The 19,563-nt window shown below is 51.3% G+C and carries 15 protein-coding genes; 6 read left to right on the top strand and 9 right to left on the bottom strand.

The annotated features are described in order from the left end of the window. Nucleotides 1-2 precede the first annotated feature (2 nt). From QU597_RS09240 to QU597_RS09250, 3 genes are all read right to left on the bottom strand, one after another. Nucleotides 3-1,400: a SpoVR family protein gene (locus QU597_RS09240; protein WP_310832370.1), complete on the bottom strand. Its 1,398-nt coding sequence runs from the start codon at nucleotides 1,398-1,400 to the stop codon at nucleotides 3-5. Between the two features lie 459 nt (nucleotides 1,401-1,859). Beyond that, on the bottom strand, nucleotides 1,860-2,873 hold the full coding sequence (locus QU597_RS09245; RefSeq protein ID WP_310832371.1) for a GtrA family protein: 1,014 nt from the start codon (nucleotides 2,871-2,873) through the stop codon (nucleotides 1,860-1,862). A 5-nt stretch (nucleotides 2,874-2,878) separates the two neighbouring features. Beyond that, nucleotides 2,879-3,877: a phosphodiester glycosidase family protein gene (locus QU597_RS09250; RefSeq protein ID WP_310832372.1), complete on the bottom strand. Its 999-nt coding sequence runs from the start codon at nucleotides 3,875-3,877 to the stop codon at nucleotides 2,879-2,881. A gap of 214 nt (nucleotides 3,878-4,091) precedes the next feature. On the opposite strand from QU597_RS09250, the gene QU597_RS09255 reads away from it, so the two are divergent. From QU597_RS09255 to QU597_RS09280, 6 genes are all read left to right on the top strand, one after another. Next, nucleotides 4,092-4,997, top strand: coding sequence for a DUF4362 domain-containing protein (locus QU597_RS09255; protein WP_310832373.1), 906 nt, complete (start codon nucleotides 4,092-4,094; stop codon nucleotides 4,995-4,997). Between the two features lie 51 nt (nucleotides 4,998-5,048). Next, nucleotides 5,049-5,777 carry a response regulator transcription factor gene (locus QU597_RS09260; protein ID WP_310832374.1) on the top strand — a complete coding sequence of 243 codons (729 nt, stop codon included), beginning with the start codon at nucleotides 5,049-5,051 and terminating at the stop codon, nucleotides 5,775-5,777. Next, complete coding sequence (locus tag QU597_RS09265; protein ID WP_310832375.1) at nucleotides 5,774-6,709, top strand: sensor histidine kinase; 936 nt, start codon at nucleotides 5,774-5,776, stop codon at nucleotides 6,707-6,709. Before QU597_RS09260 ends, QU597_RS09265 begins: the two co-directional genes overlap by 4 nt. A 108-nt stretch (nucleotides 6,710-6,817) precedes the next feature. After that, entirely contained in the window at nucleotides 6,818-7,735 is a 918-nt protein-coding gene (locus QU597_RS09270; protein ID WP_310832376.1) for an ABC transporter ATP-binding protein, read from the top strand. After that, nucleotides 7,719-8,417 (top strand): ABC transporter permease, encoded by a 699-nt coding sequence (locus tag QU597_RS09275; RefSeq protein WP_310832378.1) that lies wholly within the window; start codon nucleotides 7,719-7,721, stop codon nucleotides 8,415-8,417. Before QU597_RS09270 ends, QU597_RS09275 begins: the two co-directional genes overlap by 17 nt. Nucleotides 8,418-8,593: 176 nt before the next feature. Beyond that, nucleotides 8,594-10,231 (top strand): ATP-binding protein, encoded by a 1,638-nt coding sequence (locus tag QU597_RS09280; RefSeq protein WP_310832379.1) that lies wholly within the window; start codon nucleotides 8,594-8,596, stop codon nucleotides 10,229-10,231. Nucleotides 10,232-10,370: 139 nt separating this feature from the next. Here the strand turns inward: QU597_RS09280 and QU597_RS09285 are convergent, their stop codons facing one another. The 6 genes from QU597_RS09285 to QU597_RS09310 all read right to left on the bottom strand — a co-directional run bounded on the left by QU597_RS09285 (nucleotide 10,371) and on the right by QU597_RS09310 (nucleotide 19,252). Then, nucleotides 10,371-11,216: a DegV family protein gene (locus QU597_RS09285; protein WP_310832380.1), complete on the bottom strand. Its 846-nt coding sequence runs from the start codon at nucleotides 11,214-11,216 to the stop codon at nucleotides 10,371-10,373. Nucleotides 11,217-11,392: 176 nt separating this feature from the next. Continuing rightward, complete coding sequence (locus QU597_RS09290) at nucleotides 11,393-12,253, bottom strand: AraC family transcriptional regulator (protein ID WP_310832381.1); 861 nt, start codon at nucleotides 12,251-12,253, stop codon at nucleotides 11,393-11,395. Nucleotides 12,254-12,368: 115 nt separating this feature from the next. Further along, on the bottom strand, nucleotides 12,369-14,054 hold the full coding sequence (locus QU597_RS09295; RefSeq protein ID WP_310832382.1) for a glycoside hydrolase family 13 protein: 1,686 nt from the start codon (nucleotides 14,052-14,054) through the stop codon (nucleotides 12,369-12,371). Nucleotides 14,055-14,561: 507 nt separating this feature from the next. Further along, on the bottom strand, nucleotides 14,562-16,880 hold the full coding sequence (locus QU597_RS09300) for a glycoside hydrolase family 65 protein (protein ID WP_310832383.1): 2,319 nt from the start codon (nucleotides 16,878-16,880) through the stop codon (nucleotides 14,562-14,564). Between the two features lie 292 nt (nucleotides 16,881-17,172). After that, nucleotides 17,173-17,835, bottom strand: a complete 663-nt coding sequence (pgmB, locus tag QU597_RS09305; protein ID WP_310832384.1) for a beta-phosphoglucomutase — start codon at nucleotides 17,833-17,835, stop codon at nucleotides 17,173-17,175. 379 nt (nucleotides 17,836-18,214) lie between these two features. Beyond that, entirely contained in the window at nucleotides 18,215-19,252 is a 1,038-nt protein-coding gene (locus tag QU597_RS09310; RefSeq protein WP_236333646.1) for a LacI family DNA-binding transcriptional regulator, read from the bottom strand. Between the last annotated feature and the right edge of the window lie 311 nt (nucleotides 19,253-19,563).

Genomic DNA, 19,563 nt, shown 5'->3' on the forward strand with positions numbered 1-19,563 from the left:
TGCTACAAAAACTTCCGCTGCACCTTTTTGCCGTCATAGGTAAAAAGGGCTTTTTTGTCTTCGACAACGGTTTGCAGGTGGACGGTGCGGCCCCAGAGGGCATAAATGTGCGGGAGGGTACGCTCCAGGTATTTCAGATCCAGCTCAATGCTCTCGTAGCGGTGGGCGATCATCAGCTCGCCATTGCGCTCGTAGTCGGCATCCTGGACAACCAGGTAGGGAGAGCCGCCGTTGACCCGGGCCAGCACGAGCTGGTCGCGCACATTTTCCCAGGCTTTGTCGGTGATTTTCCATTCCGGGCCTTTTTTCTCGAACACATAGAGGTCAAGGTCGTTAACCAGTTGTTTGGACAGGTAGCTGCGGATAAACGAGATGTCGGAGTCGAGCTCGCGGACCTCGAAGATTTTGTCACGGTCCCAGCGGCGTTCGATGTCCTCGAAGATTTTGAGGCCCAGGTAGTAAGGGTTCAGACTCTGGCGTGAAGGCTGCACCACCGACGAATTTAGCTTCGAGTACTCAATCGTCTCCTCAGGAGTCAGGTCCAGCTCGCGCATGATGCGCTGATGCCAGTAGGAGGCCCAGCCTTCGTTCATGATCTTCGTCTCCATCTGCGGCCAGAAATAGAGCATTTCGTCCCGCAGCATGGTCATAATGTCGCGCTGCCAATCCTCCAGCGTCGTCGAATACTGCTGGATGAACCAGACAATATCCTTCTCCGGCTCTGGCGGGAAGGTGCGTTTTCCGGCTGCATCGGGCGCTGCAGGTCCGGCTTGGGCCTGATCCAGCTTCCAGAGCTCGCTGTAGGCATTCTCCTCAGCGGCTCCGCCTGCCGGGGCATCCTTGTGCTCCTTCATTTTGGCTTCCAGCAGGTGGGTTTTGCCCAGCTTGCGCGGCTGGATCAGGCTGGGGTCGATATGCTCCTGAATTGCCAGCACCGAGTCGATGAAGCTCTCCACGGTATCAATCCCGTAGGTCACCGAATATCCGGCTATCCGGTCGGCTGTGGCAGACATGCTCTCAACCATATCACGGTTGGACATGGAGAAGCGCATATTGTTTTTGAAGAAATCGCAGTGCGCCAGGACGTGGGCGACGATCAGCTTATTCTGGATCAGTGAGTTGCCGTCCAGCAGAAAGGCATAGCAGGGATTGGAGTTAATGACGAGCTCGTAAATTTTGCTGAGTCCGAAGTCATATTGCGACTTCATCTTATGAAAGGTTTTACCAAAGCTCCAGTGTCCGAACCGGGTCGGCATCCCGTAGGCACCGAAGGTATAAATAATATCGGCGGGGCATATTTCATAACGCATCGGGTAGAAATCGAGCCCGAACCCGGTAGCGATCTCCGTGATCTCGGCAATCGCCCGCTCCAGTGCTTTTATCTCATCTTCTTGAGGCATGCATCCTTCTCTCCCTCCAGCTTGCTGTGTTTGCTGCAACTTATTCTTACTGCGCCGCAGAAGTTCCGCAGCTGCGTCCGGAACTGTTCTTATACAAGTATATGGGGGGTGGGGGGAGAGTATGATGCCCAGCACCTCATTGCCGATTTTCCCGCTTTAATCTATATCACCTACACTTTCTATTGCATTTGCTACAGCAGATTGCACCCGAATTAGCCTGAATATAGATTCTATTGCACTTTGTGCAGGAGATTTCCCGGAGAGAGGCTTTTGAACCCGGAAATCCAACAATCAATTGTATGAAATACAGCAGAATACGATTTTACCTCAGGCATAGGAGTAATCTATTGCAGAAAGTGCAATCACCTGCTGTTTATCATTCAATAAACATGGACAGTCAGCAGAAATAAGCTCCCCGGCTAACGATAACCATCGTAGCCTGAGAGCTTATTATTACATTCAGTACACAAACTTCCGCTGTGCCCAGTAACTGAACAGGAAGATCGAAATTTCGGTAAGGATCTTAGCCGCGACCAGCGGGATGATCAGCTGCTCATTATAGAAGTAGAGCAGCCCGTAATTGAACAGCAGCACGAGGATTACGAGAGAGAAGTATTTAGGCAAAGATTGGAGCCTTGACTTCTTGCCGCCGGTGAAGACATATTTACGGTTGACGGAGTAGTTGAAGACCGAGCTGCATAATCTCGCAGCGGCTACGGACAGGAACAGGTTATGGGTGAGACTCTGGAACAGGAACAGCAGCGTGAAGTCGAGCAGGCCGGACAGCAGCGAAGAGGTGCTGAACATCAGAATCGGCAGATAGATCCGGAAAGAGTCGACAAGCGGCCGGAAATGGGACGATTTATTGTGGTCAAGATACACGGTATCAATGAACTCTTCAGTGATTTTATAGCCCTCCTTGTGGGCGGTCAGCAGCATATTCATTTCGTACTCGAACCGGTCCCCCGGAATCTGGCAGAGCCAACCCAGCATGGAGGGGGAGAAGCCGCGCAGGCCGGTCTGGGTATCATAGATTTTCGTGCCTGTGGTGAGGGAGAAAACCCCTCTTGTCACCGAGTTTCCAAAGCGGCTGCGCAGCGGAATCTTTCCGCTGAAGCGGCGGCTGCCCAGCACAATCCCGGGGGTGGGCTGGTTCAGCAGGATATCAGCAATCCGCTTGATGTCATGGGGCAGATGCTGCCCGTCGCTGTCTGCGCAGACTACATAGCCGGGCAGTCTGGCCTCCTGAATATACTTGAAGCCGGTCTTTAGAGCCTGTCCTTTTCCGAGATTGACCGAATGAGTCAGGACATCGCAGCCAAAGGCTTCAGCAGTCTGGAAGAGTCCGCGGTAAGCCGGGCCGCTGCCGTCATCCACAATGACAATGGAGCCGAGCTGATAATCTTGCAGCTTGATAATCAAATCCAGCAGCCGTTCGTCTGGTTCATACGCAGGAATTAGTATAGTTATCATATTGGTCACTCCTTAATATAAAGTATGTCGCTGACACCGCGTTCCTGGTTTTTGCCCTGCGGGTTGTTGACGACCCGTCCCATGAAATACATGGTGGATGAACCGCCGCCGTCGAGGTTGTAGGCTTCTGTGGCACCGAGATCCTGCATCAGATCTGCAAGCTCGGTGAGTGTCATTCCGCGGCTGTAGCCTTCGTTGCGCCCGTCAACCACAACAAATACATAATGGTTCGGGGCGATCATCCCGATCGCCGTCCGCGGATTCGCATTTTGGATCGAGCGGTTGCCGAAGTTGGTGTCGATTTTGACATTGCTGAAATCACTGGTAATCTGGCCGTCCTGAATCAGAATCGGACCGAACGAGAGTGTATTGGTAACCCCTTGCGCCAGCAGCTCGGACGAAGAAATCTCTTCCTCGTTATAGGTCTGCATCGTCCCGTCCTCGAACAGCGCCATCGCGTCCCGCACCGGATCATCCCGGTACACCGTGCCGTTACGGATAATCACGCCGTCTTCACGGAAGCCGTAGTAATCGCCGTTGATCGCGAACAGCGCATCGTTGCTGGCGGCAATCTCCGAGGTCACCTCTGTGATGTTCGTGCCAAAGCTGTTGTCGGCAAAAGCGGAACGCAGGCTGCTGGAATTCTTAAGCACGACATCAGCGACAAAGTAAGTGATCTGGTCGGATCCGGATCCGGTCTGCACCTCGTCGATCTTGATCTGGATATCGTCGCTACTGTAGCTCCAGTCATCTGAAGTGGCATTAACCTCAGCGGCAGTCGTGGCAGTTGTGGCAGTCGTGGTAGTAGTGGCATTGGTGCCGGCTGTACCGCTTGTACTGTCTGACGAAGCTGCTTCATCAGCTACAACGACTTCTACATGCTCGATTAAGTAACGGTCTGCCAGCTTATATACCACTCCGCCAACCACCAGCAGAAATACTAAAATACCAATCCCTATTTTTTGTTTGAAGCTCAGGGTTTTCTTTTTGCCCATTTGTGTCATTACAGGATCACCTCTACATTTAAGTTCTTAAGAAGCATGATACGCGCGATACCTTTAATGAACCTGAAATTACTTAGAGCAGCTATTTACGGTGCAGCGTGCCCGCTCCCCAGCATTTATAAGTGTTGATCTATAGTAGAAAGAACCGCGAACGGTTGGTATACTTTAACAACGAACCATTCCTTTCCAGTATTCTGAAGGAGGACCGGCATCCATGCGCATGTCACGAATCAGCTCAAGGGGACGATTGCCGAAGATCAGGAAGATTTCAGAAATTCGCTTGGCTCTGTTGACTGTTCTGACCGGGCTGCTGCTGATGCTCGCCTTATCAGGCTGTTCCCTGCTCCATCAGGAAAAGGCGGGTGGTCCTCTCAGCCATGAGATCAACGAACAAGAGGATGTTGTCTACTCTCACGGCTATAAGATTAAGAATCTGGACCGGCTGGATGACTTCATGGAGCGGCGAAGCGGAAGCCTGCGGGTGATACAGTACACCATGGAGGGTGGCCCGATTTTTCAGGAACTGCGGTATAAGGGCGGCAAGCTGGTTATTGCCTATGACACGACGGAAGACGATTTTGGCCCTAAAGAGACAGGGACATTTGTTTGTACAGCACTTAACCGCGAGGATGAGAGTACAGTGCTGAAATACACGCTGACGGGCTGCGAGGGGGAATACCCGGAAACGGCGCTGCTATGGATTGGGTTCGAGCTGTCAGAGATGGATGATTTCGGATTTGTGCTGAAGTACGGGGTGAACCTCAGAAACGAGATCAATACCATTCAGGAGAAGCTGGTAAAAGATCTCCAGGACGGCACTGTTGCTGAGGCGGATCACTTAAAGCTGTCTCATGAGCAGCTGCAGAAGATTTTCCGGGAGCTTGTGCTGGCCAATTATATGCAGGACAAAACATTAACCGGATCCTGCAACATCAAGCCGTCTGTGAGCTATGAGCTGCAAATAGACATTAATAATCATGAGCAGCAGTTTGCGTGGAGCGAATGTGACCAGAGCGCAGACGGTAAGGAAATGACAGCACTGGCGCGGTACATCATCGGCATGGTGCAGGAGGAGAAGCTCTATAAAGAGCTGCCGGACATCAGAGGCTATTATGAATGACCATAATATTGCTATACTTTAACAAAAGATAGAGTTCTGGGAGGTACTGCCGTGCAACAGCGTGTGCTGCTAATCGAAGATGATGAAGATATAAGCAGAATGGTAAGCTCGTATTTGGCAAAAGAAGGCTATGAAGTAGATACGGCATTCGACGGGGAAGCGGCAGAACGGAAGATTCTCGGCGGCACAGCCTATGCTCTAGTGCTGCTGGATCTGATGCTGCCGAAGCGCAGCGGTATGGATGTGCTTCAGACGATCCGTGCCGGAAGTCTGGTGCCGGTGCTGATAATGTCGGCTAAGGACAGTGATGTGGACAAGGCACTCGGACTTGGTTTTGGTGCGGATGATTATATCACCAAGCCGTTCTCGATGATTGAGCTGGCGGCCCGGGTAAAGGCGGCAATCCGCCGGGCGGGTTATGCAGCAGCCGGTGCCAAAGCAGATGAAGCTGTGACGTCCAATGAACAGGGAAAGGTCATTCTGCTGCGCGGCCTGACGGTGAACCTGGACACGTTCTCAGCGCTGAAGGATGGGGATGAGGTCAAGCTGACCGCCAAGGAGTTTCATATCCTGAAGCTATTCGCCGCGAATCCGGGCAGAGTGTTCACGAAGGCGCAGATTTACAGCCTGGTCTGGGAAGATGATTACTATGGGGATGAGAATGTCATTAACGTACATATGCGCAGACTGCGGGAGAAGATCGAGGATGATCCTTCCCATCCGGAGTACATCAAAACGCTATGGGGCATCGGTTATAAGCTGGGGGATGTGCTGTTATGATTATTCTGTTTAGCGGGGGGCTTGTGCTGCTCCTGCTTGTCATCCTGTGGCAATATTTGCGGCTGCGGGAGCACGGACGCCAGCTGGAGTACATTCATTCCAAGCTGGAGAGTATCATGGACCGGGGCTCGCACGAGAGGCTGCTTCTGTTCAACAGTGATCCTGCGCTGCAAAAGTTGCTTGCGAGTCTCAACTCGCTGCTGGATGTCAATCACAAGGGTGCGGTGGAGATGGCCAAGCAGGAGCAATCCATGCGCCATATGCTGGCCAACATTTCCCATGATCTCAAGACCCCGCTGACAGTAGTGCTCGGCTATATTGAGACGCTGCTTCAGGATGATTCCATGCCTGCTGAGGAGCGGGAGAGGATGCTGCGGACGATTCATGCCAAAGCGGAAGAAGTGATTACGCTGATGAACCGTTTTTTTGATCTGGCTAAGCTGGAGTCAGGTGACAAGGACATTCCGCTGACCAAGGTGGAGATCGGTGAATTGTGCCGCCGCAATATTCTGTCTTTCTATGAACTTCTCAGCGCTAAAGGCAGCGAAGTGCAAATCGATATTCCGGATGAGCCCCTGTACATCATGGGTAATGAAGAGGCGCTGGACCGGGTGCTCGGCAATCTGTTGTCCAATGCTATTTCCTACGGCGACGCCGGCGGGGTGCTCGGTCTGCGCCTGTACAGTCAAGCGGACAAGGTCTGCATAGAAGTATGGGACAAGGGGAAGGGCATTGCGGAAGACCATCAGGATAAAATCTTCGAGCGGCTGTACACCCTGGAGGACTCGCGTAACCGGACATATCAGGGCAGCGGGCTAGGCCTCACGATCACCAAAAGACTGACCGAGCAGATGAACGGCACCATCAAACTGACCAGCAAACCCTACATTAGAACATCTTTTACCCTGTCTTTCCGCCGACTGGATTTTTAACTGTTCACCACAGCTTAAGAATTTCGTAAGAATCAGGTAATAAAAAAGAAAATTCCGCCCTGTAATATAAGAAACAAGGAAAACAATGAAGCAAAGGGGATAACGGAAATGACAACCATACTACGGACATGGGACTTAACCAAGGTTTACGAGGGCAAGGAAGCCGTGAATAACGTGAATATGAACATTAAGCAGGGTGAGATTTACGGCTTTTTGGGACCGAACGGGGCCGGCAAAACAACCGTGATGAAAATGATGACCAATCTGGTCAAACCGACTGCGGGCGAGATTGAATTTTTCGGCGAAAAGATGACTGAGCGTTCTTACGAGATGCTCAAGCGTATGGGCTGTATTATAGAATATCCGGTGTTCTATGATAAGCTGACGGCCAAAGAAAACCTGGAGCTGCACGGAGAGTATATGGGCTACTATGACCCCAAAGCGATGAAGGAAGCGTTGGAGCTGGTGAAGCTTACAGGCATCGACAAAAAGCCAGTCAAGCAGTTCTCTCTGGGAATGAAGCAGCGTCTGGGCATTGCTAGAGCCGTGATGACGAAGCCGGAGCTGCTGATCCTGGATGAGCCGATCAACGGGCTGGACCCGCTGGGGATTAAGGAGCTGCGCGAGGTATTCCGCATGCTGAGCCGTGAATACGGGATGACACTGCTGATCTCCAGCCACATCCTGGGTGAAATTGAACAGATCGCCGATACGATCGGCCTCATCCGCGATGGGGTGTTACTGGAAGAAGTCGCAATGGATACGATCCGCAGCCGGGATACCGACTATATTGAGCTGGTTACAGATGAGAGCACGAAGGCGGTATATGTGCTGACACACACGCTGGGCCTGGGCAACATCAAAGTGATAGGTCCCCGCACGGTCCGGATCTACGACCCGATCCCGCAGCTTGAGCTGAGCAAGGCACTCACAGCGGCTAATGTGGAGCTGGAAAGTCTGAACAAGAAACATCATTCGCTGGAAGATTATTTTGTAGAACTGATGGGGGGTGAAGTCGTTGCTTAAACTAATCCGGCTTGAAATGCGCAAAAATAAAATCAACCTGCTCCGGGCTGTGCTGATCACCGATCTGGTGATTCTGTTCTTTATGATTCTTATTGCATTCACAGGAATAGACGATACCGGCGAATTCATTACCTATGCCGATGTATTTGATGGTGTGCATATATTTGTAAAAATTACGTTTCTGATTTTCGGTTCTGTTCTGATCAGCAAGCTGGTCATTGATGAGTATAAAAATAACACGGTGACTTTACTCTTTATGTACCCTATCCCTCGCAAAAAGCTGATGGCAGCCAAACTAATTATCGTGTCGTTATTCATCCTGATTACCGTCTTCGTCTCCAATGTGCTGATAAGTGCTGCTCTCGTCGGCTTCAATCACTACATCAAGGATGCTATCACGGGAGAAGTGACACTGAAGCTGATTACGTCGCAGATTACTATGGCTGCTTCGGATGCGGTATATTCAGCAGGGATAGGGCTGATTCCGTTGTTCTTCGGACTACGCAAAAAGTCAGTACCGGCCACTATCGTGTCCGCCATCCTGATCGCAAGCGCCTTATCCTCCGACTTCGGTCAGTTCCGGCTGGGCAACCAGGTAGGCGTCTCCTTATTTCTCGGACTGGTTGGTGTGGCTGTTGCTTATCTGTCCATCCGCAAAATTGAGCATCAGGACATTGCATGATCTGAAGGGATAGTCCGAAATACCCGTAAAAACCGCTTGGCGCCTGTGTTTTCTTGGCGACCACAAGCGGTTTTTTTGCTATAATAGATTTTAATTCAGGAATTTCTACAATTACAGAGAATTTCCGCATTTACGGAATAACAATAGCAGGTTCAGAGCAGTGAAGGAGTTGGGCTATGCAAAAAGACTGGGCTGCCATTTTGGGCAGGGTGCTTTCTGAGGAAAGCGCTTATAAAGCGTTATACGATCATCATCCTGATTTGATTATTGTGCTAGACAGGCAGGGAAACTACGTTGACAGTAACCGTACTTTGAGCGCTGTAGGCGCTGGCGGACTGGGGCGAATTCGTGCATACGGAGAAGAGTTCCCCCAGATACTCCCCGGTGAAACGCATTTTGCAGCAGCCCTCGAAGGGATGACCTCCAGCTTTGAACTTGGGGACGAAGATATCCAAGGTGAATCCGTTCCCTGCACTATCTCCTACGTTCCATTGAAATCTGCGGAAGGCATCCCTGGTGTATTCGCAATTATTCATCATGACCGTTCCGATCTGCTCCCCGGAGTGCTGCTGGACTGGCTCAGTGAGTTGGCGGCAGCCGGATGTGAAACCGGGAGGGAAGAGCAGACCGGGCTTGAATCAGGAGATCCTAAACTGCCGGAGCTAATGCTTGAAATGGCAGAAGATAAGCGGCTGAGTCTGATTCTGAATTCCGTATCAGCTGGGATATTCGGCCTCGATACAGAGGGGCGTACCATTTTTATTAACCGTGAAGGTGCGGATATGCTGGGCTATGACTCCTCGGAGCTGGCCGGAGTTCATCTAATGGATCAGATTCAGCATATCCGCAGCAGCGTTTCCCCCTACTCCCTGATAGAAAGTCCGCTCCGGAAAACGCTGGAAGACGGGATTACCCGCGTGAAGAACGATGGGATTTTCTGGCGTAAGGACGGCACGAGTTTTTTCGTTAATTACCGGATTGCACCGCTGTTGGACAACGGTAACATCTGCGGGGTAGTGGTTTCCTTCAGTGATATTACGAACGAGCGGGAGATTCTTCAGGCGAAGGAATCGGCAGAGCAGGCAGCACAGGCCAAATCAGATTTCCTGGCGATGATGAGCCATGAAATCCGGACCCCGATGAACGGAATGATCGGAATGGCTGATCTACTGCTGGAGACAGAGCTTGAGGAGGAGCAGCGCAGCTATGCGGAAATTCTGCGGAGCAGCAGCTACAGTCTGCTGCAAATCCTGAACGATATTCTCGATTTCAGCAAGATGGAAGCAGGGAAGATGCCGCTGCAGTCTGAGACCTTCGAGCTGCGCGAAATGCTGGAGAATGTTATTGACCTGTTCACGCCCAAGGCAGAGGAGAAGAAGCTGGCCCTGCGCTGGTGGGCGGATACCAGTGTCCCTGAAGCAGTGACCACCGATCCCAGCCGGCTGCGGCAGATCATTGTAAACCTGGTCGGGAATGCCCTGAAATTCACCGAGCGGGGGAGTGTAACCTTGTCGGTGAAGAATATTCCGCTGCCGGGTTCTCAGGAATATCTGCTGGAGTTTTCGGTTCGTGATACGGGTGTAGGCATTGCAGACAGCAAGCTGAACCTGCTGTTTCAGTCCTTTTCGCAGCTGCATCCGTTTATTAACCGCAAATATGGGGGGACGGGTCTGGGCCTCGCCATCTGCAAGCAGCTTGTAGAGCTGATGGGCGGAACCATCTTTGTGGAGAGTGAAGAGGGTCGTGGCTCCATTTTCCGCTTTATGCTGCCCTTCGTGAAGGAAGAGATGGAAGCGGAGACAACGTCATATTGAGCGCCGAAAGGCTGTCCAGGCTGCCGCCGGGACAGCCTTTTTCGGTGTGCGGAGGTTACCGGGTGCAGATAAAAACGAGCAGGCTGCGGAAGATCCCGCAGCCTGCTCGTTTGGGCAGACCTAAGTAAGTAACAATACACTAATGCATGTACATGAGTCCTACAGTAGCCGGGCCACAATGGCTGCCGATAACACATCCGGCATGGATGACTGCAATTTCTTCTACGTCAGTCTGCTCCCGCAGCGCCTTCTCTAGAAATTTGGCATCCTCTTCGGCAAGAGTATGGGCCACAATCAGCAGCTCTTTATCCATCGATTTAGCATTCGAAAGCGCATGCTGCAGCATTTGTTCCACGGCCTTTTCCTTCTTGCCGCGGACTCTGCTTACCGGCACGATGGCACCGTCAATCAGCCGTAATACGGGCCGGATCTTCAGCAGGCTGCCGATAAAATTCTGCATCCCCGAGCAGCGGCCGCCCATATATAAGTAGTCCAGTGTATCCACGACGAATTCCGTCTCTACCCGGCTGCGGCACTGTTCCAGCATGGCGGCGATTTCGGCGCTGCTGTGGCCTTTAGCGGCTGCCCGGGCAGCCTTCATGACGAGCAGCGCGATGCCCCCGCATAACGTTTCGGAGTCTACGACCCGGACGCGTCCTTCCGGAAATTCGCCTGCAGCCAGCAGGGCATTCTGATATGTAGAGGATAAAGCAGAGGAGAGGCCGACGTATACAGCATCTCCGCCGCTGGCAATGACCGGCTCGAAAGCCGCAATAAAATCAGCCGGTGACGGTGCAGCAGTCTTCGGCAAAGCTCCGCCCGCAGCAACCCTTTGATAGACTTCCTCTGGTGTAATGTCCACACCATCCTTGAAGGTGCCGTCTTGAAACACTACATACAGCGGAATGATGCCGATATCATACGTTTCCTTCCAGCCTTGCGGCAAATCGGAAGTGCTGTCTGAAAAGATTTTTACGATAGACATGAGTTTCTCCTTCACCGAATCTCAGATGACAATATGCATTTATAAGCCATATAATCTGTTTATTATACCAAGCCTATGGCGAATCTCAAAATAAAAAATAATGATCTGATAGAAAAAAGACTACCCGGAGCGGATAGTCTTTGACCGTATACTGCATTGCCGTTAAGGCATGCTGCTTATTTCTTAACGACAGGAATCCACACTTCGCATACATAATCATCAGCCTGCGGATCACCGGGAGGATAAAGCTCGAGCTCCGGCCCGCCAGCATGCTCATAACCAGTGCCCGGGAACCATTCCTGAAAAATCCGCTCCCAGACGTTCTGGATGGCATGCGGCATCGGGCCTGTTGAAGTGAATACCGCCCAGTTAGCCGCTGGAACAACGGCAGTTTCAAAGCCCTGCGGGTCAGTGGCAGCATCTGCTTCCACTCCGATCCAGTAGGACAGCAGTTCCTTCTCCATGTCCATGCTCATACAGATGCCGAGCCAATTTTTGTCCGCTGCGAGCTGAATCAGCTGGTCCGAAGTACCGTCTGTGTTGCATTCCGTCCAGAACTGCGGGATTCTGCGGAGGTTCTCCCCGTCCCGGGTGGTAACCTCCATTGATTTGCCGATAACGGTAAAAGCCGGTTTCTCCACGATCTTGTAGTCCATTTCCTGATCTCCCTTCAATGATAGATGGAAAGAGAGGCGGGGGAACGCCTTTAGCTGCACCCCGGGTTCGCGTGCGGCGGAAGGTGACAATCCGTGTGCCTTGCGGAACGCCTTGGCGAACGACTCCGGAGAATCATATCCGTATTTCAGCGCCACATCCAGCACTCTGATCTTTGAGCTGGCCAGCTCCTGGGCGGCCAGGGTCAATCTGCGCCTGCGGATATAGTCTGCCACCGTAAAGCCGGTCAGCATGCTGAACATGCGCTGGAAATGGAAAGGAGACACAAGAGCAATCTTTGCTATGTCCTCGATGCGCAGCGTCTCTGTCATTTTCCTCTCCATATAATCCAGGGCTTCCTTCATTCGGATCAGCCATTCCAAGTGTGCCATCTCCCTTTGACTTCATCCTATCATGCCATGAGTGACCAGTCCTGTTATTCTGTGCTCATTAATGACAGGTTCGTTTCCAAAGTATAACCGATTAGAGGACAGGCTGTCAGTTCCCTAAACGGTAGACTCTGGCTTCATAAGGACGCAGCGTACCCCGTTCTCCGGCTGCCGGTTCGTCAGGATAATTGCCGATAATGGTTTCCTTTACGGCGGCCAGCTCTGGAAGCTCTACCGTCTGTGGAGTCTCGCTGAAATTCAGCAATACCAGCCATTGTTCATCCTCCAGTGTACGGGTGTAGGCATAGATATCCTCATGGTCAGGCAGCAGCAGCCGGTAATCGCCGTAAGCCATAACGAGATGCTTTTTGCGCAGGGCGATCAGCTTCTGATAGTAATAAAAGACTGAATCCGAATCGGCCAGCGCCTGTTCAACATTGATCTCTGTGTAGCGCGGATTAACCTTCAGCCAAGGGGTCCCTTCGGTGAAGCCGGCATTCTCCGTAGCATCCCACTGCATCGGTGTACGCGCATTGTCACGGCCTTTGATATGGATCGCCTGCAGAATCGAATCATGATCAGCGCCGCCTTCGGTGACCTTTTCCCGGTACATGTTCAGAATTTCGATATCTTTGTAATCTTCCAGCAGCGGGAATTTGACGTTCGTCATCCCGATTTCTTCACCCTGGTAAATGTACGGTGTACCCTTCAGCGTGTGCAGCAGGGTAGCGAGCATTTTAGCAGAGACGACCCGGTATTCCCCGTCATTCCCGAACCGGGAGACCATCCGGGGTTGGTCATGGTTGTTCAGGTAGAGGCTGTTCCAGCCGCGGTCAGCGAGTCCGACCTGCCATTTGTGCAGAATCTCGCGCAGGCCCTTCAGCGTCCAAGGGATCACATTCCATTTGCCGCCCGGGCCGGAATCGACGTCCATATGCTCGAACTGGAACACCATCTGCAGCTCGTGGCGCTCTTCGTCCGTATATAGAATAGCGTCTTCCACACTGGCTCCGGGGGTTTCCCCAACCGTCATGACATCGTATTTAGACAGCACTTCACGGTTCATTTCCTGTAAAAACTCATGGACCCGCGGGCCGTTCATGTAATATTCGCCGCCGCCGGCCAGCTCGCCGGGAGCCAGCCCTTCGTGATGAGCCGAAGGCAGGCCTTCTACTTTGGAGATCATATTGATAACGTCCATGCGCAGCCCGTCTACTCCTTTGTCGAGCCAGAAAGCGATCATCTTATGCAGCGCCCCGCGCAGCTGCGGATTCTCCCAGTTGAGGTCAGGCTGCTTGCGGGAGAACAGATGGAGATAGTATTCACCGGTAGCCTCATCCAGCTCCCAGGCCGGTCCGCTGAAGATCGAGCTCCAGTTGTTCGGCAGCTCGCCATTTGGACCGCCTGGACGCCAAATATAGTAATCACGGTAAGGGTTGTCCTTGGAGGAACGGGATTCCGCGAACCAGGCATGCTCATCGGAGGAGTGGTTGATGACAAGATCCATCATGAGCTTGATACCGCGTTCATGCAAACCGGCCAGCAGCTCCTCCCAGTCGCGCAAGGTGCCGAATTCATCCATAATATCCTCGTAATCACTGATGTCGTACCCGTTATCGTCATTCGGCGATTTGTAGACCGGGGACAGCCAGACTACATCCACGCCTAGCTTCTGCAGGTAATCCAGCCGGAAGATAATGCCCTGCAGATCTCCAATTCCGTCTCCGTTGCTGTCCTGGAAGCTCCGGGGATAGATCTGGTAGACAACGGCTTCTTTCCAAAAGGCTCTGTTCATTTCAACGACTCCTTTGAGTTTGGTTGGTTATACCCACACAAATAATCTAAGCTGAACTTTTTTAGATATTTCATAAGGGGCAGCAGTGACGGAGGGGAAGCTTGGAACTGTAGGAGCGATAGCGTTAGTCTTTTGTCACCGGATTTCTAGCACCTATATAGAATGATCTTAAAAATACATATTGAAGGAAAGTGGCGGAAGGGAATTTTGGAACTGTAGGAGCGTTAGCGTCCGCCTTTGTCTGCGGATTTCCACCGCGAACAGCGGTACAAATCAAGAAATCTGCAGACAACAGCGGCCGGAAGTCCAAACATTCTCTGGAGTCACGTCAACCCTAAAATATAAAATCACAAGATCAATCTATATAGTGTTTCTATCAAGAAATCTGGAGACAACAGCGGCCGGAACTCCAAGCATTCCCCGCAGTCAAGGCATAAGCCCATGCTCTAAATCGTTCAGCTTACATAAAAAGCCCCGAAAGCGCAGAAGCCTCCGGGGCATTATGAATTATGCCGTTACCGGGGTGCCCTCAGCAGTAACGCTGCTTAGCCCGTTCACAGTATACTCCTTGCCGTGAATCGTAAGTGCCGCCGGAACATCGGTTTCATTGACAACCGTAACCTGTAGATCAGTAACGATAACCTTCAGCCGTGAGCCGCGGAACATGATTTTGAACGAATACGAAGTCCAGTGTCCCGGATTGGAAGGTTTTAGGATCAGCCGGTCTGCTTGAACACGCAGTCCGCCGAAGCCGTGTACAATCGACATCCACGTTCCTGCCATGCTAGTGGTGTGGCAGCCGTCTTCCGTATCATTATTGTAGTTGTCGAGATCCAGTCTCGAAGTACGCAGGTACATTTCATAAGCCTTTTCCTTGTAGCCCAGCTCACAAGCCAGAATGGCGTGGATGCAAGGGGAGAGGGAGGACTCATGAACGGTAATCGGCTCGTAGAAGTCGAAATTCCGTTTTTTGGTGTCCAGATCATAGCGGTCGCCAAGGAAATACAATCCCTGAAGCACATCGGCCTGTTTAATGAAGCAGGAACGCAGGATGCGGTCCCAGGACCATTTTTGGTTAAGCGGCAGGTTCTCCGGCAAAACATCCTTTACCTGAATGATTTCCTTGTCGAGGAAACCGTCCTGCTGCAGGAAGATACCCAGCTCTTCATCGGACGGATAATACATTTTGCTGATAATTTCATTCCACTGGGCAGTTTCGCTATCGGCCAGCTCCAGTTTGTCGGCCAGCTCGGCATAACGGGTGCTTTCATTTTCCTGCAGGTACGCCAGCGCTTCCAGTGTATATTCCATGGTCCACGCAGCGATCCGGTTCGTGTACCAGTTGTTATTGACGTTGTTCTCGTATTCGTTCGGGCCGGTTACGCCGAGCATTACATACTGATCCTTGCGCGGCACATAATGTACACGTTCTTCCCAGAAGCGGGAGATCTCCACCAGTACCTCAAGGCCGTATTGGCCCAGGTAAGCCTTGTCGCCGGTGTAGTTCACATAGTTGTAGATAGCATAGGCAATGGCACCGTTACGGTGAATTTCCTCGAAGGTAATCTCCCACTCGTTGTGGCATTCCTCGCCGTTCATTGTCACCATCGGATAAAGCGCACCTTTTTTGAAGCCGAGCTTGCGGGCATTTTCTTTGGCTTTTTCCAGATGCTTGTAGCGGTAGATGAGCAGATTGCGGGCAATGGTGGAATCCGCAGTACTTAAATAGAATGGCACACAATACGCTTCGGTATCCCAATAAGTGCTGCCGCCGTATTTTTCACCCGTGAAGCCCTTAGGCCCGATATTCAACCGGTCATCTTCGCCGGTGTAGGTCTGATTAAGCTGGAAAATATTAAAGCGGATCGCCTGCTGTGCTGACACATCCCCTTCAATAATAATGTCGCTTTCCTTCCATTTGTCGCCCCATGCTGCAGCCTGTTCAGTCAAAAGCGTCACAAATCCGGCTTCCCGGGCGCTATTCAGCGCGGTATGGGCCGCATCTACAAGCTGGCCGAGGCCGTAATTACGGGAGGTCACATTGGCAGCATATTTATAGATAACCACCTGATCGCCTGCCTGTACCGCGAGGCTGACTTTACTTGCCACATATTTCTCCTGTTCAATTGCTTCAGGTGTTGTTGTAAGCTTTTCACCATTGACCAGAATGTCGAACGCAAACGCCGAAGTCACGTGGAAATCGAGTTTTTTCGTTTTGAGGGTCAGGTATCCGCCTTCCGCTTCGCTTTTCTTCTCCACTTCGTTCCAGAACTTCTCATCATAGTTGGAGTCCTTGTTCTTGATGTCGCCGTCGAGGTAAGGAGTGACCGTAAGCTGTCCGGCAAAATTCACCGGAATGATGGAATAGCGGATGGCGCCGATCTCGTGGCGGGCCATGCTGACGATGCGGATGCTCTCCACCTGAACCTCTTTGCCGTCTTCAAGGGTGGCAGTGAAGCTGCGGGACAGCGTGCCTTCCTTCATATTAAGCACACGGCGGAACTGGCTTACAGTGCAGGTCGCCAGATCGAGCGGAGTACCGTCCAGGTCAATATTGATGCCGATCCAGTTGGTGCTGTTCAGCACTTTGGCAAAATACTCCGGATAGCCGTTTTTCCACCAGCCGACCCGTGTTTTGTCCGGATAGTACACACCCGCCATATAACTGCCCTGCAGGCTGTGGCCGCTGTACTGTTCTTCAAAGTTCGCTCTGCCGCCCATATAGCCGTTCCCGATGCTGAATACGCTCTCGGAAATTTCCTGGGTCTGCGGATCGAAGGATTCTTCAATAATGGACCATTCATCAATTTTCAAATATTGTTTCATTGTTTTTTGGCTCCTTTTAAATGAGGGATGATATAAATGGAACTATGGGTTCGACGGTACGGTCTACGTGGGGCCGCTGCGAATGCAAAAGGATGTTACGATCGCTGTTGTCCCCGGATGCTCAGATGAAAGCTATAAGGTAAGCATCCGGGGACAAAGGCGAACGCTGGCGCTTCTGCACATTCCTTTTGCCTTCTCCGCTGATCACGTATCTCCGGTTCTCTCACAGATAGTTCTTTTATAAAGAGAGTAGTGCATGAACAAATAACTTACAGTTAGCTGTTACTATTCATCAAACTGCTGCGAATAATTCCTGCAGCTTGGCGACGCTGATCTGGGCGAGGGAAGGCACGACGAAGTTCGCTTCAGACAGCGTTTCGGGTGAACCGATGCCGATGCTGCTCATGCCGGCACGGGTTGCAGCAAGGATTCCTGCCTCTGCATCCTCGAAGACGACACATTGCTCCGCCGGAACGGACACCGCCTGGGCACCCAGCAGGAACACCTCGGGATCAGGTTTGGCTGCGCTGGTATGTGTACCATCGATAATCGCATCGAAGTAGGGAGTCAGGCCGGTGTTGTTCAGGATGGTCATCGCATTTTTGCTGGCTGACCCGAGGGCAACCTTGATGCCGGCTTCACGGCATTCCTGGAGGAAGGATAACGCGCCCGGCAGAATTTCGGAGCTGTCCATTTTGGCGATGTATTCCACATAGCGGTTGTTTTTCTGCTCGGCAAGCCGTGCTTTTTCCGCTTCGTCTAACTCAAGTCCGCCGATTTCCAGCAGGATGTTCAGGGAAGCGGCCCGGCTGACGCCCTTAAGGCGCTCATTGTCCTGCTCAGTGAACACAAAACCGAGTTCTTCGGCAAGCTCTCTCCAGGCGATAAAATGATATTTGGCGGTGTCGACGAGTACGCCGTCCAAATCGAACAAACAAGCTTTAATTGCTGACATGTTGAACCTCCTAAAAGTTTTGTGAGCTTAACTTCCCGAATGGCTACGTACAAAACTCGCTCCGGAAGCATAAGCCTAAGTTTTGTGAGCTTAACTTCCCGAATGGCTACGTACAAAACTCGCTCCGGAAGCATAAGCCTAAGTTTTGTGAGCTTAACTTCCCGAATGGCTACGTACAAAACTCGCTCCGGAAGCATAAGCCTAAGTTTTGTGAGCATAGCTTCCTGAATGACTTCGTACAAAACTCGTTCCGGAAGCGTGCAGCTAAGTACTTATGAATGAAGGCTGTTTTAACGCTGCAGGTTTAGCGCAAACGTTTGTACAACATTCGAAAAAATAAATGAAGCAAGGGACTGCTTCATTTATTCTTGAATCTTGGTCATTTCTTCCCTGGAGCATACATAGATGATTCTCTTACGATCAAACGGTGGGGAATGACGAAACGGTTTGTATATCCTGCATCATTATCCGGCTTCTGGATGCTTTGGATCAGCACCTGGGAGGCCGTATAACCAAGATGATAAATACCGATGTCAATACTGCTGATCGGCGGGCTGGACAATTCCGAGAGCGGGATATTGTTAAAGCTGACAATCGCCAGATCCTCGGGTACCTTGTATTTCAGTTCGTTCAGACCGCGCAGTACTCCGAAAGAGACCATATCATCGACGGCAACGAGTGCTGTCGGGCGGTTCGGGAGATTCATAAAAAATGACATGGCCCGGTAGCCGCTATCCTGCAGAAATTCGCCCTCCACAATCCATTCCGTCCGCATCTCCAGACCGCTGTTCAGCATAGCTTTGCGGTATCCTTCAAGACGGTCGCGTGAAACGATGAGATTAGGCGGCCCGCTGACAAAGCCGATGCGCTCATGTCCCATAGAAATCAGATGGTTCGTAGCGTCAAAGGCTGCCATGACATTATCGTTATCCACGGATAATATATCCTCATAGCGGTCGCTTCGTCCAACAAGGACAAAGGGATAACCGCCGGATTCGAGAAAATCAATAACCGCATCATCTTTACGTGAGTACAGCAGAATAACGCCGTCTACCCGGCGCCCTTTGAGCAGGCGGGAGACCGCCTCCAGCTCTTCCTTCTCGTTTGCTCCGGAACTAATCAGCACATCATAGCCGGATCGGCTGGACTGGGTAACAATCCCGCGGATCAATTCCATGAAGAACAGATTGGAGAAAAGCTCTTCAGCAGGCTTCGGCAAGATAATACAAATGCTGTTGGTTGTTTTCGAAACCAGGCTCTTAGCCATCATATTCGGAGTGTAGCCCATTTCCTCCATGATTACTTTAACTTTACGGGAAGTTTCTAGGCTGATTCTGGGATGGCCTGACAACACCCGGGATACAGTGGAGGGAGAAACTCCCGCTTTCTTAGCCACATCCTTAATGGTAACTGTCATAGAAACCTCCTTCATGGAACCGTTTGCTTTACAAAGTAATATTAATCGAAGTGCTGTTAATTGTAAATAGAGAAAGTCCCGCTTCAGGCTGTTTACAGGCGATTTTGGAGGAATTGCAAGGAAAAGCGGCCTATTATTGCATGTTTCTACAGAGAATTCGGCGGAACCGGAGAAAAGCGGTCAAATAGGGGCAAAACCATGGCCAGAGAAGGAAAATCAGCCGAAAAGAAGTGTGCAAACGGTTTTTGTTGAAAAATCATTTCAATAACTGGTGTATGGGCCTTATGCTCTGTGCAATTATGTGCAACGTA

This window comes from Paenibacillus pedocola (genome assembly GCF_031599675.1).
Lineage (GTDB): Bacteria > Bacillota > Bacilli > Paenibacillales > Paenibacillaceae > Paenibacillus_AQ > Paenibacillus_AQ pedocola.

What these genes read in the sequence shown, in the direction of transcription:
- QU597_RS09240 (WP_310832370.1), bottom strand. Translation starts at nt 1,400, where the DNA reads ATGCCTCAAGAAGATGAGATAAAAGCACTGGAGCGGGCGATTGCCGAG.
- QU597_RS09245 (WP_310832371.1), bottom strand. Translation starts at nt 2,873, where the DNA reads ATGATAACTATACTAATTCCTGCGTATGAACCAGACGAACGGCTGCTG.
- QU597_RS09250 (WP_310832372.1), bottom strand. Translation starts at nt 3,877, where the DNA reads ATGACACAAATGGGCAAAAAGAAAACCCTGAGCTTCAAACAAAAAATA.
- QU597_RS09255 (WP_310832373.1), top strand. Translation starts at nt 4,092, where the DNA reads ATGCGCATGTCACGAATCAGCTCAAGGGGACGATTGCCGAAGATCAGG.
- QU597_RS09265 (WP_310832375.1), top strand. Translation starts at nt 5,774, where the DNA reads ATGATTATTCTGTTTAGCGGGGGGCTTGTGCTGCTCCTGCTTGTCATC.
- QU597_RS09270 (WP_310832376.1), top strand. Translation starts at nt 6,818, where the DNA reads ATGACAACCATACTACGGACATGGGACTTAACCAAGGTTTACGAGGGC.
- QU597_RS09280 (WP_310832379.1), top strand. Translation starts at nt 8,594, where the DNA reads ATGCAAAAAGACTGGGCTGCCATTTTGGGCAGGGTGCTTTCTGAGGAA.
- QU597_RS09285 (WP_310832380.1), bottom strand. Translation starts at nt 11,216, where the DNA reads ATGTCTATCGTAAAAATCTTTTCAGACAGCACTTCCGATTTGCCGCAA.
- QU597_RS09295 (WP_310832382.1), bottom strand. Translation starts at nt 14,054, where the DNA reads ATGAACAGAGCCTTTTGGAAAGAAGCCGTTGTCTACCAGATCTATCCC.
- QU597_RS09300 (WP_310832383.1), bottom strand. Translation starts at nt 16,880, where the DNA reads ATGAAACAATATTTGAAAATTGATGAATGGTCCATTATTGAAGAATCC.
- pgmB (WP_310832384.1), bottom strand. Translation starts at nt 17,835, where the DNA reads ATGTCAGCAATTAAAGCTTGTTTGTTCGATTTGGACGGCGTACTCGTC.
- QU597_RS09310 (WP_236333646.1), bottom strand. Translation starts at nt 19,252, where the DNA reads ATGACAGTTACCATTAAGGATGTGGCTAAGAAAGCGGGAGTTTCTCCC.